Source organism: Pseudomonas sp. NFX5 (assembly GCF_049132125.1).
GTDB lineage: Bacteria > Pseudomonadota > Gammaproteobacteria > Pseudomonadales > Pseudomonadaceae > Aquipseudomonas > Aquipseudomonas marginalis.
Map to the genome: position 1 here is coordinate 157537 of NZ_JAFMZG010000023.1, position 15454 is coordinate 172990.

Consider the following 15454-nt stretch of genomic DNA (forward strand, 5'->3'; position numbering starts at 1 on the left):
TCATGGGTTATGCTTTAAAGCGTCTTGTTTTCCAAGGCGCTTAATTATTAATTTAATTGTAAGCTTGTAGTAATACCAAGTGGCTTCGCTTCGGCCATTTCTTTTGTTTATTAGAAACCAAGCAATATGTTTGCGTCTCCAGGTCCATGGATTATCTCGACTCCAACGCTCAGCGATTGCTGTTTGGATTGTCTTCGCCTGACAAATGTGGCGTTGGCGCGTGGAATACGACCCGGTTAAGACGCTTACTAGGAATAGCTCCATGTCGAATGGCTTGCTCATGCTCGACTACCAATGTAAGCCGACACCACGCCGATACGGCCGTGTCCCAGCTCATAACTGATTTTCACTCGGGCTTCCTTATCAAGGTGTTTGTCGAGCTGGCAGCAACGGCCACCGTTGATAGGTGCGGGATGATGGGTGATTTGTTCATAGCGTTCGCATGCATAGGCCGCGCGCAACTCGTGGAAACCTTTGAGACTGTACTGATGGAGGATGTCCCGTGCAGGACGGACGATTCCCCGTTGGAAATCGAGGTAGCTTTCGTTCGGTGCAAGCAGGTTGTGGCTACCGTCGGGCGAGACATGATGGGCGAATGCCAGTGCACCGCGTATGTGATCGTTCACCGTGATCCAGCGAGGTGCCGACGCACCTGCGCGGCCACCTTTGGTGCCATTCTGGATGTTGATCTTGCAGTAGTGTTCGGCCTCACGTTTTAAACGCGGTAGGTCCGCCAAAATGGCCTCGCGTAAGCGCATGCCGGTGGCTCTCGCTAACTGAGCGATGGCCGCCGCGCGCAGCATTTGGTGTTCGCAGAGCGCGTCGACGATCTGCTTCACGTGTTCGGGGTCTTGGCCTTGCGGCACCGAGCAGCGAACACTGGTGCGCCGCATTCCCAGCGCCTTGCTCGGATTCGGCACTTTCACATACTGATCACCGCGAAGCGCAGCCATAGTCCGGTTAACGCTGGATAATCGATTTTGCGCAGTGGTGATGGCGAGCTCACCTTGTTCAACGTGGTGACGCAGATATTCGGCATAGTCACGCAGGGTCTGTCGATCAATTTGCCGGGCATAGTTAAACCCCGGCCCATCCTCCGAGCGACACCAGCGCACAAACGCCTGCCAGCGATCACTGTGTGCTTTGACGGTCCCGTAATGCCCACCGCCAAACAGATCTTTCAATGCCTGTGGCCCGGCATAGCTCAACTGCCGACCGTAGCCAAAATTGCGTCCATCTCGCCTGCCCACCAGTGCCATGATCGAACTCCTCTCGAAGCCAAAACTTTTAAAACTTTCCCCACGTCATCCCGCCAAGAATGTTGAGTGTTATCAGGGATCAAGGCCCCTGCGACCTGTGAGGGTTGTCCACTAACGCGGGACTGACGGCTCTTTACGACCGGGAGCTTGGGCATCTCATGATCTGGCCTCCTGAACACCGATTCCGGTGGGCGGGTGGAGACTGCATTGGCTGACGAGGCCAATGCCGCGAGATCCTGAAGCAGGTGAAGGCAGGGATGCGATGACCGGGGCATACCTGACTGTCAGTCAGGTGCAGTCCATTCCGTAGGCTGCGGCACCATCATCTGCATCGCTGCTGCTGGTGACTTCGGTGTTTGTCACGCCGATTGTCACGAGGGGGAATGCCGCAAAGCCTTTTACGAGTTGGGCTGCAGCAGCGGTAGGAGCGCCCGTCTCTTTCCGGAAGAAAGAGACGGGCGCAGGTTGGCGCAAGAAATGGCCAAGCGGATAGGTTGCTGCAGGGCAGCTATGAAAGGGGATGAGTTGCCGCAGTGGGCATACTGGTAAAAGTAGGCATCCATCACATCGCTGTGACCGTGCGAGCCGCCGGACGCTAATCGCACTTTGGGAGAACCACCACTGTGTGGCGTAGCCTTAAAGGTTCTGGCTACCTGGGTTGCTGTCAACGACAGCGCTTTGCCCGATCTTTTCTACGCTTGTGGATAATTCGGGTCAAGGCTCGAATTTTCGGGAACTCTGCGGCTGTGGATGAAATTATCCACCGGTGGAAATCGGTGGTTTTCCACAGACAGTTGCATGGGCTTTAGATTTTTTAAGTGAGGTCCATCCAGACAGGGCGGCTTTGCAGCCCTGTCTGGATGGACCCGCGTGGAAGGGCGGACTGCGGTGATCTCATTGGCTTACCCACGTTTGGATGCGCCACGGCTATTTTGTAGGGCGGTAATGTTGTCGCCGACGGGGTGAGCGAATTCGTGAGGCGTTACATGTCCGCTACGGTTGGCATCGATGTAGTTGCTCCACCACGCCATGATCAGCCGGCGCTGTTCCAGAAATTCAGCTTTGTGGATATACGCGGCGCGCACGCGGTTGCGTTCCTTATGGCTCATTTGTCTTTCGATGGCTGCGTCGGTCCATAACCCGGACTCCAGTAGGGCGCTACAGGCCATAGTCCTGAAGCCGTGGCCGCACACGTCCTTGCTGGTGTCATAGCCGACGTTGCGGAGCATGGTGTTCACCGTGTTCTCGGACATGGGCTTCCAGTACTTGTGGTCGCCCGGTAGCACCAACTCTGAAAAACGACTGAGGCTGCGAAGGCGCTCCAGTATTTCGATGACCTGCGGCGACAGCGGGACCATTTGAATGTCGCCGTTCATCTTGGTCCCGCGTGTGGAGTTGCGTACCCCTTCAATCGGTGCGCGCGTATCGGGGATTTCCCACATGGCGCGTTGGAGGTCGAACTCACTCCATCGAGCGAAGCGCAGTTCGCTGGAGCGGACGAATACATGCAACGTCAACAGGACGGCGAGGCGTGTCAGTTCGCGGCCGTTGTAGTTGTCGATACGGTGTAGCAGTTCGGGTAGGCGATTGAGGGATAGGGCCGGGCGATGGACTGTGCGCGGCGCGTGAATCGAGCCTGCCAGATCCAGCGCAGGATTCATGGTGATCTGCCGAGCCCTTTTGGCCCCGCGCATGATGGTGGATAAGTAGTTCTGTACCCTTAACGCCACATCCATGGTGCCGCGTTCCTTGATGCGCTGGGTGATTTCTAGCAGGTCGTGGGTATCGAGTTCGGCGATGGGTCGTTGGCCGATGAGCGGGAAGACGTGGGTGCGCAGTCGGCTCATTACGGTTTTTGCGTGGCCTTCGGTCCAGCGGCGGGACATATCGGCGTGCCACTCCAGGGCGACGGTTTCGAAAAGCAGTGCCGCCCGCTGGGCTACGATCTTAGCCTTCTTTTTTTCTTCCATTGGGTCGAGGTTGTCGAGCAGCAACGCCTTGGCTTCGTCTCGCTTACGTCGTGCGACGGAAAGGGTAACGATGGGGTAATTGCCGATGATGAGCGTACCTTCCTTTCCGCTAGGCTTGGTGTACTTCAAGCGCCAGGTCTTCACGCCATTGGGTTTGACTAAAAGGTACATGCCTCCGCCGTCGAACAGCTTGTAGGCGAGTTCGCGGGTTTTGGCGGTGCGGCATTGCAGGTCGCTGAGGGGGATCGCTAGACGTGGCATAGGGGTACGCGCTCCTGACCGGAAAATCGCAGTACCCCTAACATACCCTCGGGGAAGGGGGATTTTGTTGGATCCCGACAGAGGGTCCTGGAACGAAAAAACCCGCCAAAGGGCGGGTTTTCGGGGCTTCCAGAGCATTCAGTGGAATGCAATGGAGCCTAATATGGTGCCGGCACCAGGAGTCGAACCCGGGACCTACTGATTACAAGTCAGTTGCTCTACCAACTGAGCTATACCGGCGTGTTAGGGCGACGATTATAGCGATTGGCAACGTTCTGTAAACCCCTGAATTCTGACTATTTTTGCAGAACCCGAGCTTTTTTCACGAACGCCCCTTTTTCCGGCAAGCACGGGTAGGATTCTTCTCTCGTCGCCGGGCGGCCTGGCCGGTGCGATCTTGAGTTCATCCCTGCCTAAGGAAGCCCCACGTGAAACGGATTCTCTCCCTGTGCCTCATCCTCCTCGCCGCCGCTCTCAGCGCGTGCTCCACTACCAAGCCCGGCAACGACCCCGCGCTGGTCGGTACCTGGAAAGGCCTGCGTTCGGAAACCGGCAACTGTCAGTTCCTGTCGTGGACCAACCACCTCAAGGCCGATGGCCGTTTCACCATTACCTTCTTTCGCGATGCGCAGCAGACGCAGGTGATTCAGACCGAGCAGGGTTCGTGGTCGGCGGCCGACGGTAAGAACGAGTTGCGCACCGATGGGGTGCGTTCGCCGGATGTGTACGCCTATAAGCTGGTGGATCCGGACACCGTGCATTACGTGAGCGTGGCAGCGGCCCCTACCAGTGATTGCCAGGGTGATTATGAATTCACCGAGAGGCGGGTTCATCAATAAGCCTGAGCCAATGCCCGCAGGCTGACGATGGTCAACGCGTTTGCGCTCGTGCTGGGTATCCTCTTGGTTCAATGGGTGGGTTCATTGAGGGTCGAGGAAGTGTCCAGCAGCGTGGGTTTTGCTTAGTTGTGCATAGACGTCGCGGGCGACCGCCGGGTGGGTTTTGCCTTGAATCCAGCTGCGGTTTGCGTATTCTGTCGCGCGATATGAATAGTAGGTTTAATCGCAAAATCGTGTAGGCAAATTTTCGAGACAGATTTGAGGCAATGGATTATTTGTTTGTGGGTATGTCAGATTTGTGCCGTTTTTGACCAGCAGGCCAACAAAAATCACGATAAATCAGTGCAAGTTCATGTTCTTACAAGGAATGCATTTTTTTCGGCGAAATAGTCATAAAAATGGCGCCAGGCCGTTCGTCGGATAAGATCGAGCTAAAAGCATCAAAATACTGACACCATCAATGTGATATCACAGAATGCCTCGGCCAACACATAACTATAAAAATACAAGGTCAGCTCTTCGCTGACCTTTTTATCGCCTTTAAAGCGCAAACCAGGTGGGGAGGGGCAGTGAGTGAGTCGAGCAGATGACATTTCAAAACTATTCAACAAGCTGGGTGCCAACCCGAATGGCTACCGCGAAATCGACTTTATCCATGAGTTTATCGAGGACGAAGTAGAGGTCCTGGAAAGCCCGGAGGTTGTTGCTCCCCCGCCTGCAGTGGCAGCTCTCTTGGACGAAGCCCCATCGGCCCCGTTGTTGCGTTTGCTCGAAGAGCTGAACCATGGCGCCGCCGACCACCTGCCACGGTCCGAAGTGGTACCGGGCACGCAAGGCGAGGTGTATTCGGAGCAGTCCACGCCGAAAGTGGTGGTGGTGGTTTCGGTTAAAGGGGGCGTCGGCCGTAGCACCTTGTCTGCTGCAATTGCCAGTGGCTTGCAGCGCCAGGGGCACCCGGCGCTTGCCCTCGACCTGGACCCGCAAAACGCCCTGCGTCACCACTTGTGCCTGGGCCTCGACTTCCCCGGCGTCGGCGCCACCAGCTTGCTTAACGAAAGCTGGGAAGCCCTGCCTGAGCACGGCTTTGGCGGTTGCCGCCTGGTGGCGTTCGGTGGCACTGACCACGAGCAGCAGCAGAGCTTGAATCGCTGGCTGGGCCAGGATCCGGAGTGGCTTGGCAAGCGTTTGGCCAGCCTTAAGCTGAACGGCCAGGACACGGTCATCATCGACGTACCGGCCGGCAACACCGTGTACCTCCGTCAAGCCATGTCGGTCGCCGACGCGGTGCTGGTGGTGGTGCAGTCGGATGTGGCGTCGTTCAGCACCCTGGAGCAGATGGACAGCGTGCTGGCGCCATACCTGCAACGCGCAAAACCGCCACAACGCTTTTATGTGATCAACCAGTTGGACGCCGCCCACCGCTTCAGCCTGGACATGGCCGAGGTGTTCAAGACGCGCCTCGGCAGTGCCCTGCTGGGCACGGTACACCGCGACCTGGCGTTCAGCGAAGCCCAGGCCTACGGGCGTGATCCCCTCGACCCTACCGTCAACAGTATCGGCTGCCAGGACGTCCACGCCCTGTGCCGCGCCTTGCTCGAACGCATCGACTCGGACCTTCCATGACCGACAATACGTCCTCCACGCCCTTCGTCGAAGGGCGCGCTGAACAGCGCCTGAATGGCGCCATCGCGCGCTTCAATCGCTGGCCTGCGGCGCTACGTACGGTGCTGGTATTTGCCAGTTGCGTGCTCGGTGCCCTGCTGTTTTTTGGCGTTATCAGTGCGCCGCTGGACCTCTACAGCCAATGCCTGTTTGCCGCTGTGTGCTTCATGGCGGTGCTGGTGCTGCGCAGGATCCCGGGGCGCCTGGCAATCCTTGCGCTGGTGGTGTTGTCGCTGGTGGCCTCGCTGCGCTACATGTTCTGGCGACTCACCTCCACCCTGGGCTTTGAAACCTGGCTCGACATGTTCTTCGGCTACGGCCTGGTCGCCGCCGAGTTCTACGCCCTGATCGTGCTGATCTTCGGCTACGTACAAACCGCCTGGCCGCTGCGTCGCACTCCGGTGTGGCTCAAGACCGAGCCGGAAGAATGGCCGACGGTGGATGTGTTCATCCCCACCTATAACGAAGCGTTGAGCATCGTAAAGCTGACCATCTTCGCCGCCCAGGCGATGGACTGGCCCAAGGACAAGCTGCGCGTGCACGTGCTCGATGACGGCCGCCGTGATGACTTTCGCGAGTTCTGCCGCAAGGTCGGGGTCAACTACATCCGTCGCGACAACAACTTCCACGCCAAGGCCGGCAATCTCAACGAAGCGTTGAAGGTCACCGACGGCGAATACATCGCGCTGTTCGACGCCGACCACGTGCCGACGCGCTCCTTCCTGCAAGTCAGCCTGGGCTGGTTCCTCAAGGATCCGAAGCTGGCGATGCTGCAAACGCCGCACTTCTTCTTCTCGCCGGACCCGTTCGAAAAGAACCTCGACACCTTCCGCGCCGTGCCCAACGAGGGCGAGTTGTTCTACGGCCTGGTGCAGGACGGCAACGACCTGTGGAACGCCACCTTCTTCTGCGGCTCGTGTGCGGTGATTCGCCGTGAGCCGCTGCTGGCAATCGGCGGAGTGGCCGTCGAGACCGTGACCGAAGACGCCCACACCGCGCTCAAGCTCAACCGCCTGGGCTACAACACGGCGTACCTGGCGATCCCGCAAGCCGCGGGCCTGGCCACGGAAAGCCTGTCGCGCCACATCAACCAGCGGATTCGCTGGGCGCGGGGCATGGCGCAGATCTTCCGCACCGACAACCCGCTGCTGGGCAAGGGCCTCAAGTGGGGCCAGCGCATCTGCTACGCCAACGCGATGTTGCACTTCTTTTATGGTTTGCCGCGCTTGGTATTCCTCACCGCGCCGCTGGCCTATTTGGTCTTTGGCGCGGAGATTTTCCATGCCTCGGCGCTGATGATCGTCGCGTATGTACTGCCGCACCTGGTGCATTCAAGCCTGACCAACTCACGCATCCAGGGCCGTTTCCGGCACTCGTTCTGGAACGAGGTGTACGAGACCGTACTGGCCTGGTACATCCTGCCGCCGGTGCTGGTGGCGCTGGTCAACCCCAAGGCCGGTGGCTTCAACGTCACCGACAAGGGCGGCATCATCGACAAGCAGTTCTTCGACTGGAAGCTGGCGCGCCCTTACCTGGTGCTGTTGGCCGTGAACCTGGTCGGCCTGGGCTTTGGTATCCATCAGTTGATATGGGGCGATGCGTCCACGGCCGTGACGGTGGCGATCAACCTGACCTGGACCCTCTACAACCTGATCATCACCAGCGCCGCCGTAGCCGTGGCCTCGGAGGCGCGCCAGGTGCGTTCAGAGCCGCGCGTCAGCGCCAAGCTACCGGTGAGCATTATCTGTGCCGACGGCCGTGTGCTGGATGGCACTACCCAGGATTTCTCGCAGAACGGCTTCGGCCTGATGCTCACCGATGGTCACTCGATCACCCAGGGCGAGCGCGTGCAACTGGTGCTTTCGCGCAACGGCCAGGACAGCCTGTTCGATGCGCGCGTGGTGTTCAGCAAAGGGGCGCAGATCGGCGCCCAGTTCGAACCCCTCAGCCTGCGCCAGCAAAGCGAATTGGTACGCCTGACCTTCTCCCGCGCCGACACCTGGGCCGCGAGCTGGGGCGCCGGCCAACCGGATACGCCGCTGGCGGCCCTGCGCGAAGTCAGTTCCATCGGCATCGGCGGCCTGTTCACCCTCGGCCGCGCCACCCTACACGAACTGCGTCTGGCCTTGAGCCGCACCCCCAAAAAACCGCTTGATACGCTGATGGACAAGCCATGACCTCGAAGATTTTCGCTCGCCCTCATCCGCGCCGTGCACTCGCGCTGATGATCGCCTCGCTGATGGGTTTCAACACCCTGGCGCAAGCTGCCGAGCAAGCGGTGACCACCGTGCCCGTGCAAAGCACCGACAACGGCTACAGCCTGACCCTCAAGCAATTGGGGCGTCGCGACACCATGAACCTGCAAGGGGTGGAGTCTTCCGACAGCGTCAACTTCGACATTCGTGCCGACGAAGTGGTCAAGGGCGCGCAACTGTTGCTCAAGTACAGCTACTCGCCGGCGTTGCTGGCGGACCTGTCGCAGATCAACGTGCTGGTCAACGGCGAAGTAGCCGCCAGCCTGGCGTTGCCCAAAGAGGGTGCCGGTACTCAGCAGGAACAACTGGTGCAGATCCCGCCGAAGTTGATCACCGAATTCAACCGCTTGAGCCTGCAGTTCATCGGTCACTACACCATGTCCTGCGAAGACCCGTTGCACAGCAGCCTGTGGGCCAAGATCAGCAACAGCAGTGAGCTGAAAGTGCAGGTCGAGCCGATCGTCCTCAAGGACGACCTGGCCGTGCTGCCGCTGCCATTCTTCGATAAGCGTGACGCGCGCCGGGTGAGCCTGCCGTTCGTGTTCGCCACCGCGCCGGACAGTGCCGCCCTGGAAGCGGCCGGTGCGTTGTCGTCTTGGATCGGCGGCCTCGCCAGCTACCGTGGCGCGACCTTCCCGACCACCCTCGGCGAGCTGCCGGCCAAGGGCAATGCCATCGTGCTGGTGCAAACCGCCGAAGCCATGGATGTGCACGGTGTCGCCATCGCCAAGCCGACCGGCCCGACGTTGACCCTGATCGCCAACCCCACCGACGCCAATGGCAAGCTGCTGATCGTCACCGGCCGTGACGCGCAAGAGCTCAAGCGCGCCGCCACCGCCGTGGTGCTGGGTAGCCCGGTATTGGCCGGCAACAGCGTGGTCATCACCAAGCTCGAAGCCCTCGCGCCGCGCCGTCCCTATGACGCCCCGAACTGGCTGCCGAGCAACCGCCCGGTGCGCCTCGGTGAGTTGGTCGAGCAGCAGAAACTCAGTGTGTCGGGCTACAATCCCGGCGCCATCAGCGTCGACATGCGCCTGCCGCCTGACCTGTTCAACTGGCGCGAAGAAGGCGTGCCGCTGCACCTCAAATACCGTTACACCCCCCAGCAGGTGTCGACCAATTCCGCGCTGCTGATCGGTCTGAATGACCAGTTCATGAAGTCCGTGGCGCTGCCGTCGGTGACCAACCTGGGCGGCGGTCAAACCCTGCTCGACCAGTTGAAGAAAGACGAAAGCCTGCCCCGTGAAGTGACGACCCTGTTGCCGATCAGCTCGGCATCGCCCAAGTCCAAGCTGCAGCTGCGCTTTATGTACGACTACATCAAGGAAGGCGAATGCCGCGACATTATCGTCGACAACATGCGCGGTTCCGTCGACCCGGACTCGACCCTCGATGTCACCGGTTACCAGCACTACATCGCCATGCCTAACCTGGGTGTGTTCAACGACTCCGGTTTCCCGTTCACGCGCCTGGCCGACCTGTCGGAATCCGCCGTGGTCATGCCGGACAACTTCGGCACCGATGAAATCACCGCTTACCTGACCGTGCTCGGCCGCTTCGGCGAAGCCACCGGTTACCCGGCGACTGCGGTGAAAGTGGTACAGGCCAAAGATGTGCAAAGCGTCGCCGACAAGGACCTGCTGGTGCTCGCCACCGCCGCCAACCAACCGCTGCTCAAGCAGTGGCAGCAGTACCTGCCGGCGACCAGCGATGGCGCGCAGCATCAGTTCCTGTTGTCGGACCTGCCGCGTTATGTGCGCAGCTGGGTCAGCCCCGATCCGGCGGCCAATATCCACAAGGCCAATACCGGGATCACCTTCAACAGCTTGAGCAGCAGCACCTGGCTGGCCGGTTTCCAATCGCCGCTCAAGTCCGGGCGCAGCGTGGTACTGATCGCCAGCAACCAGCCGCAAGGCCTGCTGGAAGCTACCTCCGCCCTGATCGGCGGCGACGACTACAAAGATTCGATCCAGGGCAGCCTGGCGGTGGTGCAAGGCACGCAGATCAGCTCGCTGGTGGCGGACGAGCAGTACTACGTCGGCAAGCTCAACTACTTCAAGTTCATGCAGTGGCAACTGTCCCAGCACCTGGGGTGGATGCTGTTGATCACCTTCCTCAGCCTGGCGGTGGTCACGTCGCTGATCTACCTGTCGCTGCGTGCCCGTGCAAAACGGCGGTTGGCATGAGCCCGCTGCGTAGCATGGCCCTGATAGCGCTGGGCTCGCTGATGTGTGCTGGTGTGGCGCAGGCACAGAGCTGCGACTGGCCGTTGTGGCAGAACTATGCCAAGCGCTTCGTGCAGGACGACGGCCGCGTGCTCAACTCCTCCATGAAACCTACCGAGAGCAGCTCGGAAGGGCAGTCCTACGCGATGTTCTTCGCCCTGGTCGGCAACGACCGTGGCAGCTTCGACAAGCTGTGGACCTGGACCAAGGCCAACATGTCGGGGGCCGATATCGGCCAGAACCTGCCAGGTTGGTTGTGGGGCAAAAAGCCTGACAACACCTGGGGCGTGATCGACCCCAACTCTGCCAGCGACGCGGATTTGTGGATGGCCTACGCCCTGCTTGAAGCGGCCCGCGTGTGGAATGCACCGCAATACCGCGCCGATGCGCAATTGGTGCTGGCCAATGTGGAACGCAACCTGATCGTGCGTGTGCCGGGCCTGGGCAAGATGCTGTTGCCGGGGCCGGTGGGGTACGCCCATGCCGGTGGTCTGTGGCGGTTCAACCCGAGCTACCAGGTGCTGGCGCAGCTACGTCGCTTTCATAAAGAGCGGCCGAATGCCGGCTGGAACGAAGTGGCCGAAAGCAACGCGCGGATGCTCGCCGACACCGCCAGCAACCCCCATGGCCTGGCGGCCAACTGGGTCGGTTATCGCGCGACCAGTGCCAACACCGGGCTGTTTGTGGTCGACCCGTTCTCCGATGACCTGGGCAGCTACGACGCGATCCGCACCTACATGTGGGCCGGCATGACCGCCAAGGCCGATCCACTCGCGGCGGGCATGCTCAAGTCCCTGGGGGGCATGTCCCGGGCGACGGCTGCGGCGGCCACCGGCTTCCCGCCGGAGAAAATCCACGTCACCACCGGCGAAGTCGAGAAGAACAACGGCTATTCGCCGATCGGCTTCTCGGCGTCGACCATTGCCTTCTTCCAGGCCCGTGGCGAAACCGCCCTGGCACAACTGCAAAAGGCCAAGGTCGACGACGCGCTTAACAAAGCCCTGGCGCCCTCGGCGCCGGACAGCGCGCAGCCGATCTACTACGACTACATGCTCAGCCTGTTCAGCCAAGGCTTTTCCGATCAGAAGTACCGTTTTGAACAAGACGGTACGGTCAAACTTTCCTGGGAGGCAGCATGCGCCGTCACACGCTAGCCATTGCGATTCTCGCCGCCCTGGCCTCGACCGCCAGCTTCGCTGAAACCAGCGACCCGCAGTCCCTGCTGATCGAGCAGGGCTACTACTGGCAGGCGAAGAAAAACCCCGAGCGGGCCCTGGAGACCTGGCAGAAACTGCTTAACCTGAGCCCCGAGCAGCCGGACGCGCTTTATGGCATCGGCCTGATCCAGATGCAGCAGAACCACCCGGCCGAGGCGCAAAAGTACCTGGCCCGACTGCAAGCGCTGAGCCCGGTGCCGCGCCAGGCGTTGCAGCTGGAGCAGGACATCACCGTCAACATGCCGGAAAATGCCAAGCTGCTGGAGCAGGCGCGTGAATTGGGTGAGCCCGAAGACGAGCGCGAAAAGGCCGTGGCCTTGTACCGTCAGATTTTCCAGGGCCGCCAGCCCCAGGGCCTGATCGCCCGTGAGTACTACAACACCCTGGGCTTTACCGCCAAGGGCACCAATGAGGCCATTGCCGGCCTGCAGCGCCTGACCCGTGAGCGGCCCAACGATCCGATCGTTGCGCTGTTCCTGGCCAAGCACCTGGCACGCAACCCGGCAACCCGGCCGGACGGTATCCGTGCGTTGGCCAAGCTGGCCTCGAACAACGATGTGGGCGGCAACGCCGATGAAACCTGGCGCTTTGCGCTGGTCTGGCTCGGCCCACCGAAGCCGGACCAGGTGTCGCTGTTCCAGCAATTTCTCACCGTGCACCCGGATGACACCGAGATCCGCGCGCTCATGGACAAGGGCATCGCCCAAGGCAGGGGCGGCGGTGCCTGGCAGCGTGATCCGCAGATGACCAAGGCGTTCAAGGCCCTGGACGACGGCGACTTGAAAACCGCCGAGCCACTGCTCACGGCGCGCCTTGCGCAAAAATCCAATGACGTCGATGCCCTTGGTGGCATGGGCGTGTTGCGTCAACAGCAAGAGCGTTTCAGCGATGCGGAAAACTACCTGGTGCAGGCCACGCGCTTGCCCGGTGGCGCCGCGTGGCAGTCGGCCCTGAACGACGTGCGTTACTGGAACCTGATCAGCCAGAGCCGTGACGCCCAGCGCGCCGGCCGCGGTGCCCAGGCCCGCGACCTGGTGGCCCAGGCCGAGCGCTTGAACCCGGGCCAACCGGGTGCGGCAATCGCCTTGGCCGGTTTCCAGGCCCAGGACAACCAGTTCGACGTTGCCGAAGCCGGCTACCGCAAGGTGTTGGCCCGTCACCCTGGCGACCCGGATGCGCTCAGCGGTTTGATCAACGTATTGTCCCAATCCGGCCAGCCGGATGAAGCCCTGAAGCTGATCGACTCGGTGTCGCCGGCCCAGCGCGCCAAGTTTGCGCCGAGCGTGAAAATCAACGCACTGCGCGCTACCCAGGTCGGCAAACTGGCCGAGCAGCGCGGTGACCTGAAGGCCGCGCAAGCCGCCTACCGCCAGGCCCTCGACGCCGACCCGGAAAACCCCTGGACCCGCTTTGCCCTGGCGCGCATGTACCTGCGCGACGGTCAGATCCGCAATGCGCGTGCCCTGATCGACGGCCTGCTCAAGACCCAGCCCAACCAACCGGATGCGCTGTACACCAGCACCCTGTTGTCGGCTGAACTGAGCGAGTGGAAACAAGCCGAGGCCACCCTCGGGCGCATCCCAACCGCCCAGCGCACGGCGGACATGAACGAGCTGGCGATCGATATCGCCCTGCATCAGCAGACGGACATCGCCATCGAAACGGCGCGTCGTGGCCAGCGTCCGGAAGCCCTGGCGCTGCTTGGTCGTTCCGAGTCGCTGACCCGGCAAAAACCTGAGCGCGTGGCGGTGCTGGCTGCTGCTTATGTTGAAGTGGGCGCCCCGCAGTTCGGCCTGGACATGATGCAGAAGGTGGTGGAGAACAACCCCAACCCGACTGTCGACCAGAAACTGCTGTACGCCAACGTACTGCTCAAGGCCAACAAGTACAGCGAGGCGGGCGAGATCCTGCGCGAAGTGCAAGGCCAGCCGTTGACCGAGATCGGTCGCCAGCGCTATGACGATTTGATCTACCTGTACCGGGTCAAGCAGGCCGACGCCCTGCGCGAGAAGAACGACCTGGTGGCGGCCTACGACATGCTTTCCCCGGCCCTGGCCCAGCGCCCGAACGACGCATTGGGTGTCGGTGCCCTGGCGCGCATGTACGCGGCCAGCGGCAATGGCAAGAAGGCCATGGAGCTGTACACGCCGTTGATCCAGCAGAACCCGAACAATGCGCGCCTGCAATTGGGTCTGGCGGACATCGCCCTGAAAGGCAACGACCGCAGCCTGGCGCAATCGGCCAGCGACAAGGCCCTGGCGCTCGAACCGGGCAACCCGGAGATCCTCACTTCGGCGGCACGCATCTATCAGGGCCTGGGCAAGAACAGCGAAGCCGCTGAACTGCTGCGCAAGGCCCTGGCGATTGAAACCGCGATGAAGGCCAGGACCCAGGTGGCCCAGGCCGAACCTCAGGGCAAATCGTCTAACCCCTTCGTGGGCTTGCCGGGCCAGCGCCGCCAGGTCACCGACCTGACTGTCGCCGGCGCCGTGCCGCCGCCGATCGATGCACCGACCAAGACCGTCACGTCCAGCGCGTTTGCCAGCGCGACGTCCAACGACCTGAGCGACCCGTTTGTGCCGCCGTCGACCATCGCCTCCATCGACAGCCCCGAGCTGAGCCCGGCCCGGCGTGCGCTGGATACCATCCTGCGTGACCGTACCGGGTATGTGGTGCAGGGCTTGAGTGTGCGCAGCAATAACGGCGAGAAAGGCTTGAGCAAGATCACCGATGTGGAAGCGCCGTTCGAAGCGCGCATGCCGGTGGGCGATAACACCATAGCGTTGCGCGTCACGCCGGTGCACTTGAGTGCGGGCAGCGTGGGCAGCGATGCGTTGTCGCGTTTCGGCAAAGGCACCACCACACCGGCGGGCTCCCAGAGCGACACCGGTGTTGGCTTGGCCGTCGCGTTCGAGAATCCGGATGAAGGTCTCAAGGCCGACGTCGGGGTCAGCCCGCTGGGCTTCCTCTACAACACCCTGGTGGGTGGCGTGAGTGTCTCGCGTCCGTTCGAGGCCAATTCGAACTTCCGCTATGGCGCCAATATTTCCCGGCGTCCGGTCACCGACAGTGTCACTTCCTTCGCGGGTTCCGAAGACGGCGATGGCAACAAATGGGGCGGCGTCACCGCCAACGGCGGCCGTGGTGAGCTGAGCTATGACAACCAGAAGCTGGGCGTCTACGGCTACGCGTCGCTGCATGAATTGCTGGGCAATAACGTCGAAGACAACACCCGCCTGGAACTGGGCAGCGGCATCTACTGGTACCTGCGCAACAACCAGCGGGACACGTTGACCCTGGGCATCAGCGGCTCGGCGATGACCTTCAAGGAAAACCAGGACTTCTACACCTACGGCAACGGTGGTTACTTCAGCCCGCAGCGCTTCTTCTCCCTGGGCGTGCCGATTCGTTGGGCACAAAGCTTTGATCGCTTCAGTTACCAGGTAAAAAGTTCGGTAGGCCTGCAGCATATCGCGCAAGATGGGGCGGATTTCTTCCCTGGCGAAAGTACGCTGCAAGCGTCCAGGAATAATCCCAAGTACGAGAGCACCAGCAAAACCGGCGTCGGCTATAGCTTCAACGCGGCGGCCGAATACCGTCTCAGCTCGCGGTTCTACCTGGGGGGTGAAATCGGACTCGATAACGCCCAGGATTACCGCCAGTACGCGGGTAATGCCTATCTGCGCTACTTGTTCGAAGACCTGAGCGGACCTATGCCTTTGCCGGTCAGCCCGTACCGTTCCCCTTATTCCAACTGATTAAATCG

At 61.0% G+C, this 15454-nt stretch carries 9 protein-coding genes and 1 tRNA gene; 6 read left to right on the plus strand and 4 right to left on the minus strand.

What is annotated here, in order from left to right:
- The 4 genes from J1N02_RS15045 to J1N02_RS15060 form a co-directional block, all read right to left on the minus strand.
- Window positions 1-282 (minus strand): hypothetical protein, encoded by a 282-nt coding sequence (locus J1N02_RS15045; RefSeq protein ID WP_421147457.1) that lies wholly within the window; start codon window positions 280-282, stop codon window positions 1-3.
- On the minus strand, window positions 279-1259 hold the full coding sequence (locus tag J1N02_RS15050) for an integrase domain-containing protein (protein ID WP_421147458.1): 981 nt from the start codon (window positions 1257-1259) through the stop codon (window positions 279-281). The genes J1N02_RS15045 and J1N02_RS15050 overlap by 4 nt, the downstream gene beginning before the upstream one ends.
- A 902-nt stretch (window positions 1260-2161) precedes the next feature.
- Entirely contained in the window at window positions 2162-3490 is a 1329-nt protein-coding gene (locus J1N02_RS15055) for a tyrosine-type recombinase/integrase (RefSeq protein WP_421147459.1), read from the minus strand.
- A 164-nt stretch (window positions 3491-3654) separates the two neighbouring features.
- Window positions 3655-3730: transfer RNA gene (locus tag J1N02_RS15060), tRNA-Thr, on the minus strand.
- A 188-nt stretch (window positions 3731-3918) separates the two neighbouring features.
- Between J1N02_RS15060 and J1N02_RS15065 the strand changes: the two genes are divergently transcribed.
- From J1N02_RS15065 to J1N02_RS15090, 6 genes are all read left to right on the plus strand, one after another.
- Window positions 3919-4329, plus strand: a complete 411-nt coding sequence (locus J1N02_RS15065) for a hypothetical protein (protein ID WP_027605105.1) — start codon at window positions 3919-3921, stop codon at window positions 4327-4329.
- Between the two features lie 573 nt (window positions 4330-4902).
- Entirely contained in the window at window positions 4903-5952 is a 1050-nt protein-coding gene (gene bcsQ / locus J1N02_RS15070) for a cellulose biosynthesis protein BcsQ (protein WP_027605104.1), read from the plus strand.
- Window positions 5949-8168: a UDP-forming cellulose synthase catalytic subunit gene (gene bcsA / locus J1N02_RS15075; RefSeq protein ID WP_027605103.1), complete on the plus strand. Its 2220-nt coding sequence runs from the start codon at window positions 5949-5951 to the stop codon at window positions 8166-8168. Before bcsQ ends, bcsA begins: the two co-directional genes overlap by 4 nt.
- Complete coding sequence (gene bcsB, locus J1N02_RS15080; RefSeq protein ID WP_027605102.1) at window positions 8165-10432, plus strand: cellulose biosynthesis cyclic di-GMP-binding regulatory protein BcsB; 2268 nt, start codon at window positions 8165-8167, stop codon at window positions 10430-10432. The genes bcsA and bcsB overlap by 4 nt, the downstream gene beginning before the upstream one ends.
- Window positions 10429-11625: a cellulose synthase complex periplasmic endoglucanase BcsZ gene (gene bcsZ, locus J1N02_RS15085; protein WP_027605101.1), complete on the plus strand. Its 1197-nt coding sequence runs from the start codon at window positions 10429-10431 to the stop codon at window positions 11623-11625. Before bcsB ends, bcsZ begins: the two co-directional genes overlap by 4 nt.
- Window positions 11607-15446, plus strand: coding sequence for a cellulose biosynthesis protein BcsC (locus J1N02_RS15090; RefSeq protein ID WP_092358701.1), 3840 nt, complete (start codon window positions 11607-11609; stop codon window positions 15444-15446). Before bcsZ ends, J1N02_RS15090 begins: the two co-directional genes overlap by 19 nt.
- Window positions 15447-15454 lie beyond the last annotated feature (8 nt).

Coding starts and splice junctions, on each gene's coding strand:
- J1N02_RS15045 (WP_421147457.1), bottom strand. CDS start 282: ATGAGCAAGCCATTCGACATGGAGCTATTCCTAGTAAGCGTCTTAACC.
- J1N02_RS15050 (WP_421147458.1), bottom strand. CDS start 1,259: ATGGCACTGGTGGGCAGGCGAGATGGACGCAATTTTGGCTACGGTCGG.
- J1N02_RS15055 (WP_421147459.1), bottom strand. CDS start 3,490: ATGCCACGTCTAGCGATCCCCCTCAGCGACCTGCAATGCCGCACCGCC.
- bcsA (WP_027605103.1), top strand. CDS start 5,949: ATGACCGACAATACGTCCTCCACGCCCTTCGTCGAAGGGCGCGCTGAA.
- bcsB (WP_027605102.1), top strand. CDS start 8,165: ATGACCTCGAAGATTTTCGCTCGCCCTCATCCGCGCCGTGCACTCGCG.
- bcsZ (WP_027605101.1), top strand. CDS start 10,429: ATGAGCCCGCTGCGTAGCATGGCCCTGATAGCGCTGGGCTCGCTGATG.
- J1N02_RS15090 (WP_092358701.1), top strand. CDS start 11,607: ATGCGCCGTCACACGCTAGCCATTGCGATTCTCGCCGCCCTGGCCTCG.